This is a genomic window from Pseudomonas sp. W2Jun17 (assembly GCF_023127795.1).
Taxonomy (GTDB): Bacteria; Pseudomonadota; Gammaproteobacteria; order Pseudomonadales; family Pseudomonadaceae; genus Aquipseudomonas; species Aquipseudomonas synxantha_A.
Genome location: NZ_SPKO01000009.1, coordinates 64,269 through 86,934, shown reverse-complemented (window position 1 = coordinate 86,934; position 22,666 = coordinate 64,269). Strand labels below are relative to the sequence as shown.

The 22,666-nt window shown below is 57.3% G+C and carries 12 protein-coding genes and 1 other RNA gene; 6 read left to right on the top strand and 7 right to left on the bottom strand.

Features of this window, described 5'->3' with window-relative positions:
- Positions 1 to 134: 134 nt before the first annotated feature.
- Positions 135 to 3,974 carry a transglycosylase SLT domain-containing protein gene (locus E4O98_RS07805; RefSeq protein ID WP_248134618.1) on the top strand — a complete coding sequence of 1,280 codons (3,840 nt, stop codon included), beginning with the start codon at positions 135 to 137 and terminating at the stop codon, positions 3,972 to 3,974.
- A 60-nt stretch (positions 3,975 to 4,034) separates the two neighbouring features.
- Here E4O98_RS07805 and E4O98_RS07800 read toward each other — a convergent pair whose 3' ends face one another.
- Entirely contained in the window at positions 4,035 to 6,440 is a 2,406-nt protein-coding gene (locus E4O98_RS07800) for an NACHT domain-containing protein (RefSeq protein WP_248134616.1), read from the bottom strand.
- A 36-nt stretch (positions 6,441 to 6,476) separates the two neighbouring features.
- Here E4O98_RS07800 and E4O98_RS07795 point away from each other — a divergent pair, with 36 nt between their 5' ends.
- Together E4O98_RS07795 and E4O98_RS07790 are read left to right on the top strand one after the other, a co-directional pair.
- A complete protein-coding gene (locus E4O98_RS07795) occupies positions 6,477 to 7,067 on the top strand; it encodes an HNH endonuclease signature motif containing protein (protein ID WP_248134614.1) in 591 nt (196 codons plus the stop codon).
- Between the two features lie 452 nt (positions 7,068 to 7,519).
- Positions 7,520 to 8,140, top strand: coding sequence for a hypothetical protein (locus E4O98_RS07790; protein WP_248134612.1), 621 nt, complete (start codon positions 7,520 to 7,522; stop codon positions 8,138 to 8,140).
- Between the two features lie 189 nt (positions 8,141 to 8,329).
- Here E4O98_RS07790 and ffs read toward each other — a convergent pair.
- From ffs to E4O98_RS07760, 6 genes are all read right to left on the bottom strand, one after another.
- Positions 8,330 to 8,426, bottom strand: an RNA gene (ffs, locus tag E4O98_RS07785) — signal recognition particle sRNA small type.
- Positions 8,427 to 8,561: 135 nt separating this feature from the next.
- Positions 8,562 to 9,728, bottom strand: coding sequence for a putative zinc-binding metallopeptidase (locus tag E4O98_RS07780; RefSeq protein ID WP_216091946.1), 1,167 nt, complete (start codon positions 9,726 to 9,728; stop codon positions 8,562 to 8,564).
- A 117-nt stretch (positions 9,729 to 9,845) separates the two neighbouring features.
- On the bottom strand, positions 9,846 to 12,212 hold the full coding sequence (gene ligA / locus E4O98_RS07775) for an NAD-dependent DNA ligase LigA (protein ID WP_228308827.1): 2,367 nt from the start codon (positions 12,210 to 12,212) through the stop codon (positions 9,846 to 9,848).
- Between the two features lie 87 nt (positions 12,213 to 12,299).
- On the bottom strand, positions 12,300 to 13,163 hold the full coding sequence (gene zipA, locus E4O98_RS07770) for a cell division protein ZipA (RefSeq protein WP_005790323.1): 864 nt from the start codon (positions 13,161 to 13,163) through the stop codon (positions 12,300 to 12,302).
- Between the two features lie 259 nt (positions 13,164 to 13,422).
- Complete coding sequence (smc, locus tag E4O98_RS07765) at positions 13,423 to 16,911, bottom strand: chromosome segregation protein SMC (RefSeq protein WP_248091978.1); 3,489 nt, start codon at positions 16,909 to 16,911, stop codon at positions 13,423 to 13,425.
- A 2-nt stretch (positions 16,912 to 16,913) separates the two neighbouring features.
- Positions 16,914 to 17,573: a GntR family transcriptional regulator gene (locus E4O98_RS07760; RefSeq protein WP_005790326.1), complete on the bottom strand. Its 660-nt coding sequence runs from the start codon at positions 17,571 to 17,573 to the stop codon at positions 16,914 to 16,916.
- Between the two features lie 280 nt (positions 17,574 to 17,853).
- On the opposite strand from E4O98_RS07760, the gene xdhA reads away from it, so the two are divergent.
- The 3 genes from xdhA to xdhC all read left to right on the top strand — a co-directional run bounded on the left by xdhA (position 17,854) and on the right by xdhC (position 22,660).
- Positions 17,854 to 19,302: a xanthine dehydrogenase small subunit gene (gene xdhA / locus E4O98_RS07755; protein WP_032879942.1), complete on the top strand. Its 1,449-nt coding sequence runs from the start codon at positions 17,854 to 17,856 to the stop codon at positions 19,300 to 19,302.
- Complete coding sequence (xdhB, locus tag E4O98_RS07750) at positions 19,295 to 21,694, top strand: xanthine dehydrogenase molybdopterin binding subunit (RefSeq protein WP_103733631.1); 2,400 nt, start codon at positions 19,295 to 19,297, stop codon at positions 21,692 to 21,694. The genes xdhA and xdhB overlap by 8 nt, the downstream gene beginning before the upstream one ends.
- Positions 21,695 to 21,817: 123 nt before the next feature.
- Positions 21,818 to 22,660, top strand: coding sequence for a xanthine dehydrogenase accessory protein XdhC (xdhC, locus tag E4O98_RS07745; RefSeq protein ID WP_103733630.1), 843 nt, complete (start codon positions 21,818 to 21,820; stop codon positions 22,658 to 22,660).
- Positions 22,661 to 22,666: the final 6 nt, after the last annotated feature.

The window sequence follows — 22,666 nt, the reverse complement described above, 5'->3', positions numbered from 1 at the left end:
AAGTTGACCGGCGCCCCTGCCCCCCCCCCCCAACACGTTCAGCCCACTTATTCCTACTCTCTGAGTCTGCCTGAGTTGCCCTTGTGGGGCGCTGGAGTCTCAGTTGCAAGGGAACCTAAAAGGAATCCCCTCCCATGCGCAATGATCAAAACCCAGCACCTACAGAATCCCCCTACCGCTCTCTCTATGCGGCCTCAGGGGAAGAATCCGGCGTAAGTCCTGACCTCCTTGAGCGTCAAGGCTACGTTGAGTCCCGCTGGAACCCTAAAGCAATCGGCCCGATGACCAAGTATGGTCAAGCACGGGGCCTCTCCCAGTTCATCGAAGGCACAGGTAAAGCCTACGGGCTGATGACCGAAGAAGACTTCCACAACCCAGAGAAGTCCATCCCGGCCCAAGCTCGCTACATGGCTGACCTCAAGAAACGCTTCGGAGGATCCGATGAACTCGCCCTTGCGGCCTACAACATGGGCCCTACAGCTCTCCAGCGGAGAATCGACAAAGCTGGTGGGATCATCGAAGACGTAGAGCTACCAGCGGAAACCCGTGGGTATCTCAAGCAGATCTTCGAGGGAAAGCAGTCAGGCTGGGCAGCAGATGGCACAAGAGCGCCTAGCCGTATCCACTTTGGACCTACCCAGGCTCCAATCGAAAGTGCTGTAGATCGGGTCTCCGGGGCTTCTCCTGAAGAACTCGGGACGGACTCCGAGAGATCCAAGTGGGATGCCTTCACGGATGGCCTACAACGATCTTCCATTGGTTCAGACATCCGCTCTGGCCGAGTCACCATCCCGGTTACTGAACGGGACATCGACTGGGTTCCCACCGGGGACGAGATCCAGAAAGTGAAGGATGCTGGCATCGGTGAAGCCGGTGCCTCTTTCGTATTCAACCACGCATACTCAGGAGAGGACCTTGATGGACTCATCGACATGGCAAAAGAAAATAGATCCACAGCGGCTGCTGATGGGCGTCAAGGAGTCCTTACTTCTCTGTCAGGTGGACTTGGGGAGATGCTCGGTGATCCAGTTACTTATGGCGCCTTCTTCATCCCTGGAGGAGCTCAAGTTGGTCAACTCTTCAATCCTGGAACAGCTCGAATCCTTGCGGGAGCAGTCGGAGCTAGTGCGGAAGGTGCTGCATATGGAGCTCTTACTGAATCCCTCCGGGAAACCTCCACAGGGGTCGATGCCGACTACAAGTCTGCGATCCTTGCTGGAGCAGTCGGTGGAGCAGCGCTTCATGGAGTCGCAGTAGGGGTCAAGACGGCATTCGGCAAGAACAATCCCATGGATTCCTTTCGGTACGTCGAAGACGCTGAAACCTCCAAGACTCTTGAGGATGCAGGGATTATCCCAGAGCAACGCTATCAGCCAGGTCCTCTCACCTCGAAGGTACTCAAGGAAGATACTTATAGCCCAGTAGCTCGGTTCTCGACGATTGGCGAACGGATGCGCTCCAGTCAAAACGAGGACATCCGCACAGCAGCTCTGGGCCTCTTCAGGAATGACAAAGGTTACAAGGATGGCACCTCAGGTCTCGGTCGAATGACCGGCGAGGAGGTCAAGCGTAACCTGGACAACGAGTGGTTCGATGTAGACACCACCTACTCCCGCCATGCTGAAGAGTACATCCGCTCCCAGAGACACACCGGCCTCTCCAATGCTGAACTTGAAGATCAGTTCGGCTATCTCGTGACGCTGGCCCGTGAAACTGGAAACCGTGAAGGGATTCCCAAGGGGGTCTCCGAAGCGGCTGACCTGATGGGTAAATTCTATGATCGCCGTATTGGTGACGTGCTGGCCCCTTCGAGACGCTACGGGTCTGGTACGGACATCGTGGAGAACCCTCGGGAATGGCAAGGTGTCGAGAACTACTCCCCAGTGATCATGGATACAGCAAAGATCTCCAGGGCCTCTGGACGGGTTGGTGGTGATAACCGTCTGCTGGAGGTCGCTGGGAGAGCTCTCTATGCCTCCCTGGGGAACCCTCAAGTCCGTGCCAATGCAGTCAAGGCTTATGAGGATGAGTTCGCAAAGCTCGCTAAAAAAGCCCTGAAGAACGCGGAGACTCCTGAAGCCGCCGCCAGTGCTCAGCAAGTAGCCAGGAAGGCTCTCGATGAAAACGGGAAGCTGACCTCTGACTTCCGCCGTTGGGCTCTCCAGAAGGCGAAGAACCAGGCCCTGGGCTATGTGGACCAGGACATGAGTCGCATTAAGGCTCACCTGTATAGATCTAGCAAACCAGAGGAGCTTCCTGACTTCATGCGTTCCCGAGGGATCTTCAGGACTGACGCTGAGATCACCCTGGCGGATGGCTCAAAGTTCAATATCAATCGAGACCTTCGTAGTGGTGATGTACGGGCAATCATGCACAGCTACCACAAGCGTACAGCCGGTGACCTGGCAATGTCCGTGGGACTTGGTGATGCTGGCTTGGCCGGATTTATGGAGAGAACTTCTAGAATTGCCCAGCAGGTTGCGAAAGCCACACGGGATGATAACCCCAAGCTGAAGCGTCAACTTGAAGGAGATCTCAACGCTCTGAACATTGCCGCCAAAAAGATCTATGGAATGAGTCTCCGACCAGACAATGGAACGTGGCTTGATCAGTTGTTAGGGTCCTTCACGAACCTATCGTTTGTGGCGAAGTCCGCCTATATGGGGCCCCTGAACTACACCGAAATCGCGGCGGGGATTCATAACTACGGACTGAGCTTCTTTCTCAAAGCGCTCCCCGGTGTCGGAGAGATGTTCCAGCGGGTCGCAAAAGGCAAAGCCACGGCAGATGATTTGCGGTTTCTCCAGAATCGTCTCTGGGGTGAAGAAATCCATGATGTGGTCTACCCCTCACATCTATCCTCCGTTTATGCAATAGCACGAGAGAACTCAATTGCGCCCATTGCTGCGCTTAAAGCCGGGACCACTCGACTTGCTCAGATTGCACCAACGGCGCGGCTCCTAGGGGCAAGCACCAATCGAATCGTCAAAACCTCTCAGGAAGAGTTCCTCAGTGAACTGGTACGACATGCCAATGGACAAGCCTCAAAGGTTTTCTCCCCTGCCAAACTGAAGCACATGAACGTTGACCCTAAGCTATTCCAGAAGGTCCTCGGCCATGTCAGAAAGAGCGCCAAGATAACCCCAAAGGGGAAACTAACGTTCAACGCTGGGCGATTCCTGAAAGGGTCAGGCAAGAACGCTCTAGAGGCACGTCAGGTAGTCGCTGAGATTCGACGAATGGGGGATCTAGCCGTTTCCGATGTGATCCAGCGCCCGAGTATTGGCGACACGTTCATATGGGCCGACTCTGGCAAAGCATCCATGGCCTCAGTCGTCACCCAGTACCAGACGTTTTCTCTACGATCATTGGAGAAGAAGTTTTTGAAGGGCGCCAATAGGATCCGAAATCGGGACATAGACGAGGCTCTCCAACTTACCTGGGCTATGGGGCTCGCAGGTATTGGAGTCGTCGCGTTTGCCGCAATTCGAGGGCAGACCATAAGGGACGAAGAAAAGCGCCGGGAATTCTACAAGAACGCCATGGGATACAACTCTGAGAGTGGTGAATGGGACCTCTCTACATTGGCTGTGGGCGCTTTAAAGCGGTCGAGCTACATGGCGGCACCTGCAATGGCCTACGACACCGTAGGGACTCCTCTGGGACTCCCGTATGCGGGACTTGGGCGCACTACGAGAGAAACTGAGCTGGACTCAGAAGAGAGACCTCAGGCTTGGCGCACAGGAGACCTAGGGGAAACCATGGGTAACTTCCCTGCGCTGAAGTTTGGCTCACAGCTTAAAGGGGCAGCAGCCAATACCGCCAATCTATTACTACGAGGGGACCTAGATGAGGATCAAGTGGAGCGCCAGAAAATTGCTCTTCTGAGGAACCTGAAGGGCATCTTGCCAAATGACCCAGCTACTCAAGGAGCGCTTGGCTGGCTGATGGAACATGGCATGTACGAACGCTAGCAATGAAGAAGAGATGGGCAGGTCTCCAGGAAATAGCAGCAGATCACCTGCCCACATCTTTTAGTCATAATCGTTTTGAGTTAAGAATCTAGGTCCTTTCTTTACTTTCTGAGAAACCTGAACCATCTTAGCTGACTCATGAAACTCCTTAAAATACTTAATAATCAACCCTCCTTTCTCCGAGATAGCCAGATCTTCGTGATAACCTGAAATCGATCTATAGCTCAGATTAAAAATATCAAAGCCGACCTTATCCAAACCATAAAATTTATAGTCGCGGGCGAGCAAGGACTGAAGCTCCAAAAATATAGCCGAAACATCAATTTCAACAACAAGCTCACCCGTCTGAAAAACAGGTTTAAATCCAACAAAAATCAACCTAATAAAAGGAGCTGTTCGACCATCAGGAATCGCTACCTGAGTCCTTTTCTTACCATCCCCGATAATCTTTTCCATATTTGAAATTGAGTCCCCTAGAAGAAGCGCAGCGATACGCGCTACCAGAGCCTCACGGGAGAGTGGCGGGGAATAGGATAGATGCAACATTAAGCAAAGTAAAATAGCCAGCCGAACATCTCGAGTCTGCGCTTTGCCAAAATCAACAAACAATCCATCACCAATACTTTCAAAGTCTTCTTTTGATAGCGGACCAACAAGTGAGGCCAAATGCTTGACAACCACCCCCCATGGATGTCCATCCAGTCTACTTAAATCATCAGCGGCCACCCTCCCAGTCATAACCTCCCAAGCGAGATACTCTAAGAGCAAGAAGTTAAGCCCACCTTTAAAATCATGAAGGGCGGCGCACATTGTACTTACCGAACTAGTATCTGGAGACTCCTTAAGAAATGTAACAACCTCAGAATTTAAAGCACTACTCACTAACCCTAATGTAGCAGCAGTCCATTGCTGCCTGAGAACATGTTCAGATACTAAAAACTCTTGATAGGACCTGTGAGGAAAGTAAAATTTCCCTGCCTGCTTAACTTCGAGTATGGATCCAGACACCAGATCACGTAACACCTCTTTGGTAGGTATATCCTTCCCAGAAGAATATGGATGAAGGAGAGACTTTGGAATGTCCCCTGAATCAAAACCGCTAAGATTGGATCCGCTCCATAGCCACCACGCCACAGACTGGATAAAACCTCTGCGCTCATCCACTGTGAATATGTGCCTAGACGGCTTTTGCATTTCTCTATCGATTATGTGGTTTAGAAATATTTCATACAACTCAAATCTAGAATAACTCCAAAGCTGATTACTGGGATCCGCAGCAATATCCGCCAACATTTTAGCTTGTACCGGACGCTGAATAAGCTCATGAACATCTAGCTTCCGTATTTCACCCAGTCGATCATTTAAAAATCCGCTCACCTCCGCCCCGTTTAGTAGCTTTCTTCCTTGCGAACCACTACCAACTTTATAAGATAAATACTTACAAATAAACTCGTAAGCTCGCTCCATCGTAAACATATCAAGCTTTATCTCTCGATAATTTGCCCAATCTATAGATCTAATCTCTTTCCCACGCCCTTTTTGCACTCCGCGTATAACAAGCGAGGATTCATAATCACTGAGAAACGCTGATGGACGCCCTAACAAAACAACCTTGGATTTACCCTCTAGCAGCCGCCCCAACTGTTCAAAATTGTATTTAAACTGCTCCCAAGATATGGCATGTTTCATCTCATCGAAGCCATCTAGCAGTACGACAAACATACCTTGGCGCCCTAGCTCCATGAACAACTCAAAACTATAACGCCCCACCCCCTTAGCGCTAGTCAAAGTTTTCCCAAGAAGCCCTTCAAGACTTTGCTCAGAAGAGATATCGCCCAATCTTATATAAACAGGTATGCGACTAATCCCACCCAAAAAATATTGTTCTGCAAGCTTAGCCGAGAAATGCCGGGCAAAGCTGGTTTTACCCATCCCATATCCGGCCAAAATAGCCACTGGCTGATAATCATCACTACCTACCCACTGAGCCAAATTCTCTTCGAGATCACACCCCTCATTAAAAGAGGGCCTCATATAATAATCAGGCAGCCCCCCTTCCTTATAAGAGGCGCACAGCCCTCCCAAATAGCCAGTAAAATCCATTAGCACCGATTGAAGCTGAGCCAAAGTATAAAATTCAAAACCATATTCATGTAAAAAACTTCGTGTGTCAGGGCTTATCTCCTGAGGTGCGATAACATATACCTTGTCAACCATCCCTTTAGTAAGCAACTGTTGATAATCTAAAACTATCCCACGCTTAACGTAATCTTTTGTGAGCGGCTTCTCATAGTTCTTACACTCAACAGCAATCCGAACCGTGCGGCCCCAATAAAGCTCTTCGAAGTAAATATCAACCTTTTTTGAACCTATTCTTTTTTCAACTTCAACATTTGCATGCTGAGCTGCCATCAGCAGTCTAGCAACGTAGTCCCTTAGAGCATCGCCCTTCTCAACAGTACTCATTTAGCAAATCCCTATTAACGACATTAGAGCAAACCGATGGACAAACTCAGTACTCACATCAACAGACCGAAATACACTATTCACGCCGAAAACCCTATAGCGCAAATCCCAGGCTTCCCAGGATATGCAATCACCGAAGACGGAACCGTCCTCAGCTTCAAGGGGCTCAAGGTGCGAGCGTTGAAGCCTGCAACGAACAAAGGTTACCTCCTAGCCTGCCTCAGTTTGAACGGAAAACCTCATGGGAAGCTAGTCCATAGACTAGTCGCGGATGCCTTCATCCCTAACCCAGAGGGTAAGCCTCAGGTGAACCACAAGGACAGTAACCGTAAAAACAATCATGTAGCCAACCTCGAATGGGTGACCCCAAAAGAAAATATGGCACACGCACAGCTAGGGGAAGCGATGCAGGCTATAGCGGCGGAGCAATCATTGGTTGCCAACCTCAAATTTGACCCTCAATACCGAGCTTTTTCCGAACCGAGGGCGAAGGCAATGCTTCGTGAGGGCGCTACGATCTTTGATGTAGTGAAACAACTACACGGCGTTACCTTGAAACGGCAGTTTGCTAAAGCACTTGATGCGACGACCAAGCGTAATCTTCGAAAGCAAGGGGTGCCTATATGAGCTCAGCCTCAATAATTTCTAAGGACAACCCCTTTCTCCTCACTAATAAACGGTTTCTCCTCACTTTAGATCCCTCCCGAGAGCACATATAGATAGGCAAAGGGAGAGTTCTCTAAGGCCATCCCATTCCTCCCCACCTTGGATCCCCCTAGAGCACATATAGATAGCGAAGATACAGATGCCCGCCCCTCAGGAGCCTGCTCAGGTGCAAGGCTGAGGGTTGCCTGAGCTGATCCGCCAGCTTACCTGTGGTCTATTCACCTTATTGAATTATCAGCTACCGACCTCCCTACAGGCCCTCTGCAACACTGCACTTCCGCTGCACTGAAATACCACTCAACCCCAAGTACCACGGGAACTCCCATCTGCCCCTTTCTAGAGATTAGGGATTCCTACCTGGAGTCCTTACGGAGGGACTCATCACATTGATATTTATTGGACAAGGACTCGATATGGCTGAGCCTCAAAGACTCTTTAAGGACATCCCCAACCCCACTCCCTCGGTAGTCGGTGAGCGGAGTTCAGAGGGCCTCTTCATTGTTAACACCCATACAGGAGAGATCATCGACCAAGCGTTGAACAAGCCCCCCGAAGCAGCGAGGGTCGCCACACATACAGTAGCCAAGTATGTAGGTCTCGATACCCGGTTCCCCTCTCAAGCCAGGGATGCTGAGGAGTTACTTGAGGCCACCGGAGTCCACGACCCGTTCCTGAAGAATCTCACGGTGGACTATCAGAAGCTCTTTGAGCTCATGGACCACGGAAAGCCTGTAACTGAGACGATGGTCTTCCGCCACCTGTGCGAACACCTGACAACCTGGAACTGTTGGATTGGGAGCATGGATGAATTGGCGAGAGCCTTCCCTCAGCTTTCCCAGAGATCTCTCTTTGCGATCCTGAAGAACCTTGAGGATGGACTCATCAGAAGAACCACGAAGGGTTCCCGTGGACCAGTAATCATCAGGATCCATCCGTGGTATGCCTTCAGGGGAGCCAGTTACATCAGAGACGAGCTGTTAGCCCGCTGGTGCCGCCCATCGGCAGACTTGCTACTGTGCCCGGAAGACAAATGAGCAGGCAGCAGAAGACGCCCTGAGGAGCTCTCAGAGGGTAAAAACAGATAGGGATGCTGACAGAGGAGAAGTGAACAGCTAGCATGGTCTCGCGGAGGCCCACTTGGGTCACCCACGGCGCTGTACCACTCTAAGGATTTCTCTAGGAATAACTTGTTTTAGATCAACAAGTTAGCGTTATGGAGGCAACCCCACCAGCCACACCCCGGCACACAATGTTCCCGCTGTGGCTGCTGCCTTCCGGCTCTGACCAGGTTCACGGGTAATCGTTGCGGGGGGACCGATGGGGTCACCATAACGACGCAAGCCTCTCGGCAAGCCGCGCCATTGTACCGATCTGATCGGAAGTTACAACCGTAAAAAATGAGAAGCTTCAAGTACTTGCCATGGCCCTCTGCAATTACCCCTCCCACAGGGGCAATCACTGAGCCTGCAGAACCTCGTCCGCTCTGCCACCCTCTTCCTGGATGACCAGGTGGATAAAGTGCAACTTGGCTATCACCCCCGGCGGCAGCACGAAGGGGTAGAAATCCGGCTGGCCCATGGCACGGGACAGTTCGTTGAGCATACCGGCCAGCTCGATCCAGGCATTGACGAACGAGAGGAACGCCGGGCCGCCGGGGTGTGCCGGGTCATACAGCGTTGTCAGCGGGAACGGCTGGTAGTCCAGGTCCATCTCGCGGGCGCTCATGCCAAAGCCCAACGCGGTGTCCACCGCGTCCATCATGTGCAGGTAATGGGCCCAGGTTTCAGCCCAGTCTTCCCAGGGATGCATGGTGGCGTAGGCGCTGACGCAGGTTTGCTGCCAATCCGGACGCGGGCCGTTCTGATAATGCTGGTCGAGCGCTTCGGCGTAACTGGCGCGCTCATCGCCGAACAAGGTGCGAAAAGCGTCAAGCCAGTGGCTGTTGGCAATCAGCCGATCCCAGTAATAGTGGCCGACTTCATGGCGAAAATGACCGAGCAAGGTGCGGTAAGGCTCACGCATCTGTACGCGGACTTTTTCGCGGTGAGCATCGTCGGCTTCCTTGATATCGAGGGTGATCAGGCCGTTGGCATGGCCAGTGGTCGGCGCATTGCCTGCCAGGTCAGTCCCGATGAAGTCGAAGGCCAGCCCGGTGTCTTCGTCAACGCTCTTGGGCACCACCTGCAGGCCAAGGCTGATCAGTTGTGCCACCAGCCGACGCTTGGCAGTTTCGACCTTGCGCCAGCGTTCGGGGTTTTCCGGGATGGATAGATCAGGAATTGTGCGATTCAGGCTACAGGCCACGCACAGCGACGCAGTGCTGTGGGCGGGGATCAGCCAGTTGCACGCGGCCGGTGAGTCGAGGTTGGCGCAGCGACGCCAGGTGCCGGCATCGGGCGCGTCATCCGCCAGCCAAGTGTCAACGACAGGGCCGGGTTGCAGGGAAGACAGACGGCTTTGCTGCGGCAGATAACCCAGCACCGCCTGGCAGGCCAGACATTGGCTGTTGCGAAAGAATAAAGACTGGCCGCAGCGGCATTGCCACACCTTGCTGTTGCGCGAGGTTTGAGCCATGAACGGGGCGGCGATGCGCGAACTGAGTTGCTCGAAGTAACGGAACATGGCGGGCTCTCCCTGGGGTGACAGAGACTAGATCATTTCTCGCTCGAGATCGTTCCGCTTTCTTGAGGGGCTGCTGCGCAGCCCGACGGGAGCAAGCTCCCTCGCCACAGGAAGAGGTCAGACGCTGATGTTGTGGCTGGCCAGGAAGGCGACGAAGGCCTCCTCATCCAGCACTTTAAGGCCCAGCTCGCTGGCCTTGGCCAATTTGGAACCGGCTCCCGGCCCGGCGACCACGCAGTGGGTTTTCGCCGAGACGGAACCGGCCACCTTGGCGCCCAGGCTTTCGAGCTTGTCCTTGGCGACGTCGCGGCTCATCAACTCCAGGGAGCCGGTGAGTACCCAGGTGTGCCCGGCTTCGGGCAAGCCTTCAACGACCTTTTTCTCGCTCTGCCAGTGCATGCCGAAGTCCTTGAGCTGCTGCTCGATGGCCAGGGCATGATGGGCGTTGTCAGGGTTGTCGAAGAATTCGCGCACGGCCTTGGCTTGCTTCTCGGGCAGGGCCTGGCGCATATCCAGCCAATCGGCCTTGATCACGCCTTCCAGCGAACCGAACTTGTCTGCCAGTTTCTGCGCAGCTCCCGGCCCGACGGAAGGTACATGCAGCTTGTCGAGCAAGCCGCCCAAGGTGGTGCTGGCGGCGAATTCTGCGCTGAGTTCGCCTTGCTCCTGCAATTGCAGGCCGCATTCGTCCGGCGACAACAGTGCACCGATCACATCCTGGTTATGGCTGTCTTCAAAGAAGCTATGAATCTCGTGCGCCACTTCCAGGCCGACGTCGGGCAAGTAGGTCAGCACTTCAGGCAAAGCCTTCTGCACACGCTCCAGGGACGCCAGCGAACGTGCCAGCACCTTGGCGGTCTCTTCGCCCACATCGGGAATACCCAGGGCGTAGATAAAACGCGCCAGGGTCGGGGTCTTGCTGTTTTCGATGGCGCTGATCAGCTTCTTGCTGGAGATATCGGCAAAGCCTTCCAGGTCGATGATCTGTTCGTACTTGAGCTTGTAGAGGTCTGCCGGCGAACCGATGAGTTTCTCATCCACCAATTGCTCGATGGTCTTGTCGCCCAGGCCGTCGATGTCCATGGCACGCCGCGAGACGAAATGGATGATCGCCTGCTTGAGCTGCGCGCCACAGGCCAGGCGCCCGACGCAACGGTACACCGCGCCTTCGCTGACGGTTTCCTTGCCTTTGCTGCGCTTGACCAGTTGCGTGCGCTCCACATGGGAGCCGCACACCGGGCAGTTCTCGGGGATCTGCACCGCACGGGCGTGCTCCGGGCGACGCTCGGTGACCACCGAGACCACCTGCGGAATCACATCACCGGCGCGGCGGATGATCACCGTGTCACCGATCATCAGCCCCAGGCGCGCCACTTCGTCCATGTTGTGCAGGGTCGCGTTGGACACCGTCACGCCAGCCACCTTGACCGGCTTCAAGCGCGCCACCGGGGTCACAGCACCGGTACGGCCGACCTGGAATTCCACGTCGAGCAACTCGGTCAGCTCTTCCATCGCCGGAAATTTATGCGCAATCGCCCAACGCGGCTCGCGGGCGCGGAAGCCCAGTTCACGCTGGGACGCGATGCTGTTGACTTTGAACACCACGCCGTCGATTTCATAGCCCAGCGCATTACGGCGCTCGCCAATGTCGCGGTAGTAGTCCAGGCACTCCTGGATACCCTTGGCCAACTTCAGTTCGTGGCTGATCGGCATGCCCCACTTCTGCAACTGCTTGAGGTTGCCGATATGGGTATCGCTGATATCCGCGGTCACCTGGCCGATGCCATAGCAGCAGAATTCCAGCGGGCGGCTGGCAGTGATCTTCGAGTCCAGTTGGCGCAGGCTGCCCGCCGCGGCGTTGCGCGGGTTGGCGAAGGTCTTGCCGCCAACTTCCAGCTGCGAGGCATTCAGGCGTTCGAACCCGGCCTTGGACATGAACACTTCGCCACGGACTTCCAGAGTGGCCGGCCAGCCGCTGCCGTGCAGCTTGAGCGGAATATTGCGCACGGTGCGCACGTTGACGCTGATGTCCTCACCGGTAGTGCCGTCACCCCGGGTAGCGCCGCGTACCAGTTCGCCGTCCTGATACAGCAGGCTGACCGCCAGGCCATCGAGCTTTGGCTCGCAGCTGTACTCCACTGCCGCACCCGCGCCAAACAGATCGCCTACCGGCAGGTCGAGGCCCTCGGTCACCCGGCGATCAAACTCCAGCATGGTGGTTTCATCAAAGGCGTTGCCCAGGCTGAGCATCGGGATCTCATGCTTGACCTGGGTGAATGCCGACAGCGCCGCACTGCCGACCCGCTGTGTCGGTGAATCACGCGTCACCAGCTCCGGATGCTCGGCTTCCAGGGCCTTGAGCTCGTGGAACAAGCGATCGTACTCGGCGTCCGGAATGCTCGGCTCGTCAAGCACGTGGTAGCGATAGTTGTGCTGATCCAGTTCAGCGCGCAGTTCGAGAATGCGGGTGTGGGCGGCGGTCATGGGTGTTCTCTCATAAAGCAAAAGAGCAGCCGAAGCTGCTCAATATGTTAGTGCATGGATTCTACAGACAACGCTTATGATCGAACCTCAGCGTTTCTGTGTCAGGGCACGACGCTCGAACTCGACGATGCGCTGACGATAATGCTCGATGGTCTGGGCGGTCAGGACGCTGCGCTGGTCGTCCTTGAGCTCGCCGTTCAATTCCTGGGACAGCTTGCGAGCTGCGGCCACCATCACATCAAACGCTTGCTTGGGGTGACGCGGGCCTGGCAAGCCGAGGAAGAAACTCACCGCCGGAGTGCTGAACAGGTCGATATCGTCCAGGTCGAAAGTGCCGGGTTTGACCGCATTGGCCATGGAGAACAGCACTTCACCGTTACCGGCCATGCTCTCGTGACGGTGGAAAATATCCATCTCGCCAAAGCGCAGGCCGCTCTCAAGGATGTTCTGCAACAGCGCAGGGCCCTTGAAGCCACCGGCATCGCGGCAGATCACACTGATAACCAGGACTTCCTCGGCGGCCGGCTGATCGTTTACCGATTGGCGAGGCGCGCTTTTGGTCGGAGTCTCGTCGGGGAAGTCGTCATCACGGCTGCTGAAGCTCGGGCCGTCATCGACGTCGAGGTTCAGGTCACCTTGATGCGGCTCGGCAACCGCCGCGCCACCACGCTTGCCGCGCTTGGAGGACGGCTCGCGGGCTTCCCGCAACGGCGCGCTCATTGACGGCAAATCATGCTCGTCCAGTTGCGGCTCTTTGTGGGTATCCAGCACACGGGGCGGCCCCAGCAGCTCGGCGGCGCCGTCGTCGTCAGGCAAGTTGGACAGGTTTCGGTCCAAGCGGAACTTGAGCTTGCCCTTGCCACCGCGCATGCGGCGCCAGCCATCGAAAAGAATACCGGCAATGACAATGATGCCGATGACGATCAGCCACTCGCGCAGACCGATTTCCATGTAATCCCGTGCCTCTAATAAAAAATGCTGAAAAATAAGGGGTTTAGCACCGTGCAAACCGCTTTAAAACGTGGCGCCAACTCTATGTTCTGACTGACGTTTTGCCCACGCATACGAAAAATTGACATTAAACTAGCACGACCAAAGATAACTTTACACCGTCTGTCAAAATGCCTTGAACAAATATGTCCATTTGCCACTTTCGCCAAACCGGTAAATCGCCCTACGACGTACCGTAAATTCTCTCTCCTGGCATGGTTCAGGATTCCACCATTGCCATCGCCTCTTCCACATCCACTGCGACCAAACGCGAACAGCCCGGCTCGTGCATCGTGACCCCCATCAACTGATCCGCCATTTCCATGGCGATCTTATTGTGGGTGATGTAGATGAACTGCACAGTCTGGGACATCTCTTTGACCAACCGAGCGTAGCGTCCAACGTTAGCGTCATCCAGCGGCGCGTCAACTTCGTCGAGCATACAGAACGGCGCCGGGTTCAACTTGAAGATGGCAAATACCAGGGCCAATGCGGTCAGGGCTTTTTCGCCACCGGACAACAAATGGATGGTGCTGTTCTTCTTGCCCGGAGGCCGCGCCATGATCGTTACCCCTGTATCGAGTAGATCTTCGCCCGTCAGTTCCAAGTAGGCACTGCCACCACCGAAAACTTTTGGGAATAACGCCTGTAAACCGCCATTAATCTGATCAAAGGTATCTTTGAAGCGGTTGCGGGTTTCCTTGTCGATCTTGCGGATCACGTTTTCCAGGGTGTCCAGGGCTTCGACCAGATCGGCATCCTGAGCATCCAGATAACGTTTGCGCTCGGACTGCTGCTGGTACTCATCGATCGCCGCAAGGTTGATGGCGCCAAGGCGTTGAATGCGCGCGGCAATCCGCTCAAGTTCTTCTTCGGCGTCCTTCTCGTTGGCCTGGGCGGTCAGGGTGTTGAGCACGCCATGCAGGTCATAACCGTCTTCGAGCAACTGGTCCTGCAAGGTCTTGCGGCGCACGGTGAGGGCTTGCCACTCCATGCGCTGTTGTTCGAGTTGGCCGCGGATCAATTGGGATTGCTGCTCGGCCATCGTACGGCGCTTTTCAGCGTCACGCAGTTCGCGGTCGGCATCTTCCAGGGCGATCTGCGCGGTCTTGAGCTCTACGTCGACGGTCATGCGCTTGTCGAGCAGTTCCTCAAGCTTGAGGCGCAGCTCTTCCAACGGCGCCTCGCCCTCCTCCAGGTTGAGGCTCAGTTGCTCACGTTTTTCGGTCAGGCGTTCGGACTGCATCTCCAGGCGCTCAAGGGCCTGGCGCGTGGAATCATGCTGGGCCCGCAGAGAGCCCAGGCGCACCGCCAACTGGTGAGCGTGATCCTTGTGCTGGCGAGCTTCCTGGCGCACGCGGTCGAGGCGTTCGCGCAGGCTGTCACGCTGGGCCAGCAGCAACTCGCGCTGCTCGGTATCCAGCGCCATGCTGTCGAGGGCTTCCTGCAATTGCAGGCGCGCTTCGCCAACCTGCTCATGTTCAAGGGCGCGCTGTTCGCCCATCTCGGCCACTTCTTCGTCAAGGCGGGTGCGGCGCAGGGTCAGTTGTTCGACCTTGGCTTTGCTCGCCGACAGTTGGGCTTTCAATTCGCCTTGCTGGCGCGCTTCGTCTTGCAACAAGCGGCGCAGGTGTTCGCGGCCGGTCTCTTGCTGGCGCTGGGTGGCGCGCAGGGTTTGCAGTTCGTTTTCCAGGCTTTCGAGGGTGGCTTCGCGCTCTTCGCGTTCGGCGATCAGGTTGACGATTTCCTGGCCGCGGGCCAATACGCCACTTTCCGCTTCGCTGGCACGGCGCACGCGCAGGAAATGTCGGCCGATCCAATAACCGTCGCGACTGATCAGGCTTTCGCCGGCGCTCAGTTGACCGCGCTGGGCCAGGGCCTGTTCAAGTGACTCAACCGGCTTGACCTGGCCCAGCCATGGCGACAAATCAATCGCCGCCTCGACCTTGTCCAGCAGGCTGCCCGGTACCCGCGTGCCGTCGGCCGCCGGGCTGAGCAAACGCAAATCGCCCTGGGCGAAACCGGCCAGGTCGAAGCCGCCAAAATCGTCCACCAGCACCGCTTGCAGATCGGCGCCGAGCACGGTTTCCACCGCCAGCTCCCAACCGGCTTCTACCTTCAAGCCTTCGGCCAGGCGCGGGCGCTCAGCCAGATGCTGGTCGCGCAGCCACTCGGCGGTGCCGGTGCCAGGGTCCAGCGCAGCTTGCTGCAAGGCTTCAAGAGATGCCAGGCGCCCATTGAGCCGTTGCAGATCGCCCTGGGCCTGCTGCTGCGCCTGGGTTGCCGTATGCAGTTGCTGACGCAATTGCTCCAGGCGTTCCACCTGTTGTTCCTCGCTGGCTTCCAACTCTTCCAGCGTCATTTCGCTTTCGGCCAGTTGCTCGCTCAGCGCCATGATCGCCGCGTCTTCGGGGTCGGCGGCGAGCAATACACGTTCTTCCTGCAGGCGACGCTGGCGTTCGGCCAGGCGCTCCATGCTGGTTTCCAGTTGCTGAATGCGCGACTGCTGCACCTCGGCCTGGCGACGCGGCTCGGCCGATCGCAGGTTGAAGGTATCCCACTGCTCCTGCCAGGCGTGCATGGTGGTTTCGGATTCTTCCAGCGCGGCGGCGGCCTCTTCGGCGGCGGCGTTGGTGATTTCCTGCTCGGGGGTGAGCATGTCCAGCTCTTCGCCGAGGGTCAGCAGCAAGGTGCGGTCATGGCCCAGGTGCGACTCGGTTTCCAGGCGGGCGCGCTCGGCCTCCTTCAAGTCATCCTGCAACTGGCGCAAACGCTGCTGGCCGTGCTGGATGCTCTGCTCGACCCGAGCGATATCGCCCCCCACCGAATAGAAACGCCCCTGCACCAGATTGAAGCGTTCGGACAATTCATGGTGCCCGTCACGCAAGCGTTCGATGCTGGCATCAGCATTGCGTTGCTCGGCCACCAGCGCCTCAAAGCTGACCTCCTGGGTGCCAATGATCGCTTCGCGCTGGCCCACTTGATCGTTCAGTGCCTGCCAACGCAGGGCCGACAGTTGCGCCTTGAGCTGGCGCTCTTCGCCCTTGTATTCCTGATACTTCTCGGCGGCCTGGGCCTGGCGGTGCAGACGCTCCAACTGGCGCTCCAGCTCTTCGCGCAGGTCGGTCAGGCGGGCGAGGTTTTCATGGGTACGGCGGATGCGGTTTTCAGTTTCGCGGCGGCGCTCCTTGTACTTGGAGATGCCGGCCGCTTCTTCGATAAAGTTGCGCAGGTCTTCGGGCTTGGCTTCGATCAGCTTGGAGATCATGCCCTGTTCGATGATCGAATAGCTGCGCGGGCCCAAACCTGTGCCGAGGAAAATATCGGTGATGTCCCGGCGGCGACACTTGGTGCCGTTGAGGAAGTAACTGTTCTGGCTGTCGCGCGTCACTTTGCGGCGAATGGAGATCTCTGCGTAGGCGGCGTATTCGCCGACCAGGGTACCGTCGGAGTTGTCGAACACCAGTTCGATGCTGGCCTGGCTCACCGGCTTGCGGCTGGTGGAGCCGTTGAAGATGACATCGGTCATCGACTCGCCACGCAGGTTCTTCGCCGAGCTCTCGCCCATCACCCAGCGTACGGCGTCGATGATGTTCGACTTGCCGCAGCCATTGGGTCCCACTACCGCTGCCATGTTGCTGGGGAAGTTCACGGTAGTCGGGTCGACGAAGGATTTGAACCCCGCCAACTTGATGCACTTGAGCCGCACGCTTAGGCGTCCGCCAACGCAGCGATGACCAGCGAGCTACTGCGCTGGCAGTAGGCCGACAGCACCAGGCGAATCTGCACCAGATCACGGGCGAGCACCGCGGCGAGCAATTGCTCGAACAGTGCCTGGAACTCGCTCATGGACGCCTTGCGCTGATCCAGGGCCAGGTAATAAGCGCGGTTCATCGCCGGCTGCAGGTTTTCAACGGTTTCCTGCAAATACGGGTTGTTGGCGAAGGGATACGCGGCGCGCATCACGCTGAAGCTTTCTTCGACGAAGGCGCGGATGTCCTCGCGCTCCAAGCTCAGCTGCAGGCGTTGCTGGATCTGCAGGAACGGCGCCATATCGGCCTGGGTCTGCCAGCCTTCGGCCACTGCATTGCCGAGCAGGATGTACATCTCGCCCATCAACGTACACAGGCTCTGCACCTTGTGCGCGGTGAGCTCGGTAACGTGGGCGCCACGGCGCGGCAGGATCGCGATCAGATGGCGGCGTTCGAGGATCAGCAAGGCTTCGCGCACGGAACCGCGACTGACGTTGAGCGCCAGCGTGACCTTCTGTTCCTGGATCCGCTCCCCAGGCTTGAGTTCGCCGCGAATGATACGTTCGGCGAGGTGGTGAGCGATTTGCTCGGCGAGACTGTCCGGCGCCTTGAACGTCATGTTTTCCCTTCAAAATCTTCTATCGGTACAAGCGCGGCAGTGTAGCGCATTGGCCCGCTGATGGCGCTACGCCCACCGTGGCGAATTTGGCATGAAATAAGCAACGTTAACAGCCCACACGCCGCCAAAAACACCGGTTCCAGAAGACTGAACCATAATTGAAAGTGTTGCGATCGCATTTTCTTGACCCATAGGTCAGAAAACCATTGACCGAAAAGTCAGACATGACTAGATTCGGCGCAAAGCGGTTAACAACAATAATGAGTCTGCGAGGCCTTCCGTGATCCAGTTTTTACTCAACCAGGAACTCCGTAGCGAGCACGCCCTGGACCCCAACCTGACCGTGCTCAACTATCTGCGTGAGCATGTGGGCAAATCCGGTACCAAGGAAGGCTGCGCCAGCGGCGACTGCGGTGCGTGCACGGTGGTGGTCGGTGAGCTGCATACCGATGGCCAAGGCACCGAGCAGATTCGTTACCGCAGCCTCAACTCCTGCCTGACTTTCGTGTCGTCGCTGCACGGCAAACAACTGATCAGCGTTGAAGATCTCAAGCACCAGGGCCAACTGCACAGCGTGCAACAGGCCATGGTTGAGTGCCATGGCTCGCAGTGCGGCTTTTGCACCCCGGGTTTCGTGATGTCGTTGTTTGCCCTGCAAAAAAACAGTGACGCCCCCGACAGCCACAGAGCCCATGAAGCCCTGGCCGGCAACCTGTGCCGCTGCACAGGTTATCGCCCGATCCTGGCCGCCGCCGAACAAGCCTGCTGCAACAAGCCTCAGGATCAGTTCGACTGCCGCGAGGCCGACACCATCGCCCGCCTTAAAAGCATCGCGCCCACTCAGACCGGCGAGCTCAACAGCGGTGACAAACGCTGCCTGGTGCCCTTGACCGTCGCCGACCTGGCCGACCTCTACGACGCCTATCCGCAAGCCCGCCTGCTGGCCGGCGGCACCGACCTGGCGCTGGAAGTGACCCAGTTCCACCGCACCCTGCCGGTGATGATCTACGTCGGCAACATTGAAGACATGAAGCGCATCGAACATTTCGACGACCGCCTGGAGATCGGCGCGGCCACCGTTCTCTCCGATTGCTACACCGCGCTACACCATGAATACCCGGACTTCGGCGAACTGCTGCAGCGCTTCGCCTCCCTGCAAATCCGCAACCAGGGCACCCTGGGCGGCAATATCGGCAACGCCTCACCGATTGGGGATTCGCCGCCACTGTTGATTGCGCTCGGCGCCCAGATCGTACTGTGCAAAGGCAACACCCGCCGCACGCTGGCGCTGGAAGACTATTTCATCGACTACCGTGTCACCGCCCGCCAGGACAGCGAGTTCATCGAGAAGATCATCGTGCCCAAAGGCCACGCACTGTTCCGTGCCTATAAGGTGTCCAAGCGCCTGGACGATGATATTTCCGCCGTGTGCGCGGCGTTCAACCTGAACATCGACAACGGTGTGATCAGCGCGGCGCGCGTTGCCTTCGGCGGCATGGCTGCCACACCAAAACGCGCAAAAAGTTGCGAGGCCGCGCTGGTGGGCGCCATCTGGAACTCGGCCACGGTCGAGAAAGCCTGCGCCGCCCTGGCACAGGACTTCACCCCGCTGTCGGACTTCCGCGCCAGCAAGGAATATCGCCTGCTCAGCGCGCAGAACCTGCTGCGCAAATACTTCATCGAACTGCAAACGCCGCACATCGAGACTCGGGTGACCGCTTATGTCTAACCATCACGCCGTCGTAAAGACCCAGGCCGAACTTGCCGAACTGTTTGCCCGGGATCTCACCTCCGGGGTCGGGCGCAGCGTCAAGCATGACAGCGCCGCCAAGCACGTCAGCGGCGAAGCGCAGTACATCGATGACCGCCTGGAATTTCCCAACCAGTTGCACCTGTATGCGCGCCTGTCCGACCGTGCCCACGCCCGCATTCTCAGTATCGACACTGCGCCCTGCTACGCCTTCGACGGCGTGCGCATTGCGATTACCCACGAAGATGTACCGGGCCTGAAAGACATCGGGCCGTTGATGCCCGGCGACCCATTGCTGGCCATCGACACTGTGCAGTTCGTCGGCCAGGTGGTGCTGGCCGTGGCGGCCCGTGACCTGGAGACCGCACGCAAGGCAGCGATGGCGGCAGTGATCGAATACGAAGACCTGGAGCCAGTGCTGGATGTGGTCGAGGCCTTTCGCAACAAGCATTTCGTGCTCGACAGCCACACGCACCAACGCGGCGATTCGGCGTCTGCGCTGGCGAGTGCCAAGCACCGTATCCAGGGGACCCTGCATATCGGCGGCCAGGAACACTTCTATCTGGAAACCCAGATCTCTTCGGTAATGCCCACCGAAGACGGCGGCATGATCGTCTATTGCTCTACGCAAAACCCCACCGAAGTGCAGAAGCTGGTGGCCGAAGTGCTTGACGTGTCAATGAACAAGATTGTCGTGGACATGCGTCGCATGGGCGGCGGGTTCGGCGGCAAGGAAACCCAGGCCGCCAGCCCCGCCTGCCTGTGCGCGGTGGTAGCACGCTTGACCGGCCAGCCGACCAAGATGCGTTTGCCGCGGGTTGAGGACATGCTGATGACGGGCAAGCGTCACCCGTTCTATATCGAGTACGACGTGGGCTTCGACGACAACGGTCGCCTGCACGGGATCAACCTGGAACTGGCGGGTAACTGCGGCTGTTCGCCAGACCTGTCCAACTCGATTGTCGACCGCGCCATGTTCCACGCCGACAATTCGTATTACCTGGGCGATGCGACGGTCAACGGCCATCGCTGCAAGACCAACACGGCCTCCAACACCGCCTATCGCGGCTTCGGCGGCCCCCAAGGCATGGTCGCCATCGAGGAAGTGATGGACGCCATCGCCCGCCATTTAGGCCAAGACCCACTGGCGGTACGCAAGGCCAACTACTACGGCAAGACCGAGCGCAACGTCACCCACTACTACCAGACCGTCGAGCACAACATGCTCGAAGAGATGACCGCCGAACTCGAAGCCAGCAGCCAATATGCCGAACGCCGCGAAGCGATCCGCCTGTATAACGCCCACAGCCCGATCCTGAAAAAGGGCCTGGCGCTGACCCCGGTGAAATTCGGCATTTCTTTCACCGCAAGCTTCCTGAATCAGGCCGGCGCGCTGATTCATATCTACACAGACGGCAGCATCCACCTGAACCACGGTGGCACCGAGATGGGCCAGGGCCTGAATACCAAGGTCGCGCAAGTAGTGGCGGAAGTGTTCCAGGTGGACATCGACCGCGTGCAGATCACCGCCACCAACACCGACAAGGTGCCCAACACCTCGCCCACTGCGGCTTCCAGCGGTGCCGACCTGAACGGCAAGGCGGCACAGAATGCCGCCGAGACCATCAAGCAGCGCCTGGTGGAGTTCGCTGCGCGCAAGTACGACGTCAGTGAAGCGGACGTAGAGTTCCGCAACGGCCATGTGCGTGTACGCGAGCAGATCCTGACGTTCGAAGCGTTGATCCAGCAGGCGTATTTCGGCCAGGTCTCGCTGTCGAGCACCGGTTTCTACAAGACCCCGAAAATCTTTTACGACCGCAGCCAGTCGCGCGGACGACCGTTCTACTACTACGCGTTCGGCGCCGCGTGTTGCGAAGTGATCGTCGACACCCTGACCGGCGAATACAAGATGCTGCGCACCGACATCCTCCACGATGTGGGCGCTTCGTTGAACCCGGCCATCGACATCGGCCAGGTCGAAGGCGGCTTTATCCAGGGCATGGGTTGGCTGACCATGGAAGAACTGGTGTGGAACAACAAAGGCAAGCTTATGACTAACGGCCCGGCCAGCTACAAGATCCCGGCGGTGGCGGACATGCCGCTGGACCTGCGGGTGAAACTGGTGGAGAACCGCAAGAACCCGGAGGACACAGTATTCCATTCCAAGGCCGTGGGTGAGCCGCCGTTCATGCTCGGGATTGCTTCGTGGTGCGCGATCAAAGATGCGGTGGCGAGTTTGGCTGACTATCGCCAGCAACCAAAGATCGATGCGCCGGCCACGCCCGAGCGGGTGTTGTGGGGGTGTGAGCAGATGCGGCAATTGCGGGCGGCGAAGGCTGTCGAGGCTGACACTGAATTGGCTTCGCTCTAGACCCAGGCGCTGCCATCGCGGGCAAGCCCGGCTCCCACATTTTGAGGTGCTAACCCGATCAAATGTGGGAGCTGGCTTGCCTGCGATAGCGGCCGAACTAACAGCAGAAATGTTGAGGTAGACATGGACAACTGGATCAGCGCCCTCGCCACCCTGCAAAACCAGGGCGAACCCTGCGTACTGGTGACCATCATCGAAGAGCTGGGCTCCACGCCACGTAATGCCGGTTCCAAGATGGTGATCAGCGCCGCGCGCACCTTCGACACCATCGGCGGCGGGCACCTGGAATACAAGGCAATGCAGCTCGCTCGCGACATGCTCGTGCGCGGCCAGCAAACTACTCATCTGGAGCGCTTCAGCCTCGGCGCGAGCCTGGGCCAGTGCTGCGGTGGCGTGGCGGTATTGCTGTTCGAACCCATGGGCCAGGTGCAGGCGCAGATCGCGGTGTTTGGCGCCGGCCATGTCGGGCGTGCGCTGGTGCCGTTACTGGCAAGCTTGCCCTGCCGCGTACGCTGGATCGATTCCCGTGAGCAGGAGTTTCCGGAGCACATCCCGCAAGGCGTGCGTAAAATCGTCAGTGAAGAACCGGTCGATGAAATTGCCGACCTGCCCGCGGGCAGTTACTGCATCGTCATGACCCACAATCACGCGCTGGACCTGGAACTCACCGCCGCCCTGCTCAAGCGCAATGACTTCGCCTACTTCGGCCTGATCGGCTCGAAAACCAAACGCGTCAAATTCGAACACCGCCTGCGTGACCGCGGCTTCGACACCGCACGGTTGCAACGCATGCGCTGCCCCATGGGCCTCACCGAGGTGAAGGGCAAGTTGCCGGTAGAGATCGCCATCTCCATCGCCGGCGAAATCATCGCCACCTATAACGCCAATTTCGGCCAGCACACTGCCGGCGCCGAACCCATTGCCAAACTGCTGCCGGCTTCGCGCCGCAGCCAAGCTATCAATTGAGATAAC

Coding starts and splice junctions, on each gene's coding strand:
- E4O98_RS07800 (WP_248134616.1), bottom strand. CDS start 6,440: ATGAGTACTGTTGAGAAGGGCGATGCTCTAAGGGACTACGTTGCTAGA.
- E4O98_RS07790 (WP_248134612.1), top strand. CDS start 7,520: ATGGCTGAGCCTCAAAGACTCTTTAAGGACATCCCCAACCCCACTCCC.
- E4O98_RS07760 (WP_005790326.1), bottom strand. CDS start 17,573: ATGACGTTCAAGGCGCCGGACAGTCTCGCCGAGCAAATCGCTCACCAC.
- xdhB (WP_103733631.1), top strand. CDS start 19,295: ATGTCTAACCATCACGCCGTCGTAAAGACCCAGGCCGAACTTGCCGAA.
- E4O98_RS07805 (WP_248134618.1), top strand. CDS start 135: ATGCGCAATGATCAAAACCCAGCACCTACAGAATCCCCCTACCGCTCT.
- ligA (WP_228308827.1), bottom strand. CDS start 12,212: ATGACCGCCGCCCACACCCGCATTCTCGAACTGCGCGCTGAACTGGAT.
- zipA (WP_005790323.1), bottom strand. CDS start 13,163: ATGGAAATCGGTCTGCGCGAGTGGCTGATCGTCATCGGCATCATTGTC.
- E4O98_RS07780 (WP_216091946.1), bottom strand. CDS start 9,728: ATGTTCCGTTACTTCGAGCAACTCAGTTCGCGCATCGCCGCCCCGTTC.
- xdhC (WP_103733630.1), top strand. CDS start 21,818: ATGGACAACTGGATCAGCGCCCTCGCCACCCTGCAAAACCAGGGCGAA.
- E4O98_RS07795 (WP_248134614.1), top strand. CDS start 6,477: ATGGACAAACTCAGTACTCACATCAACAGACCGAAATACACTATTCAC.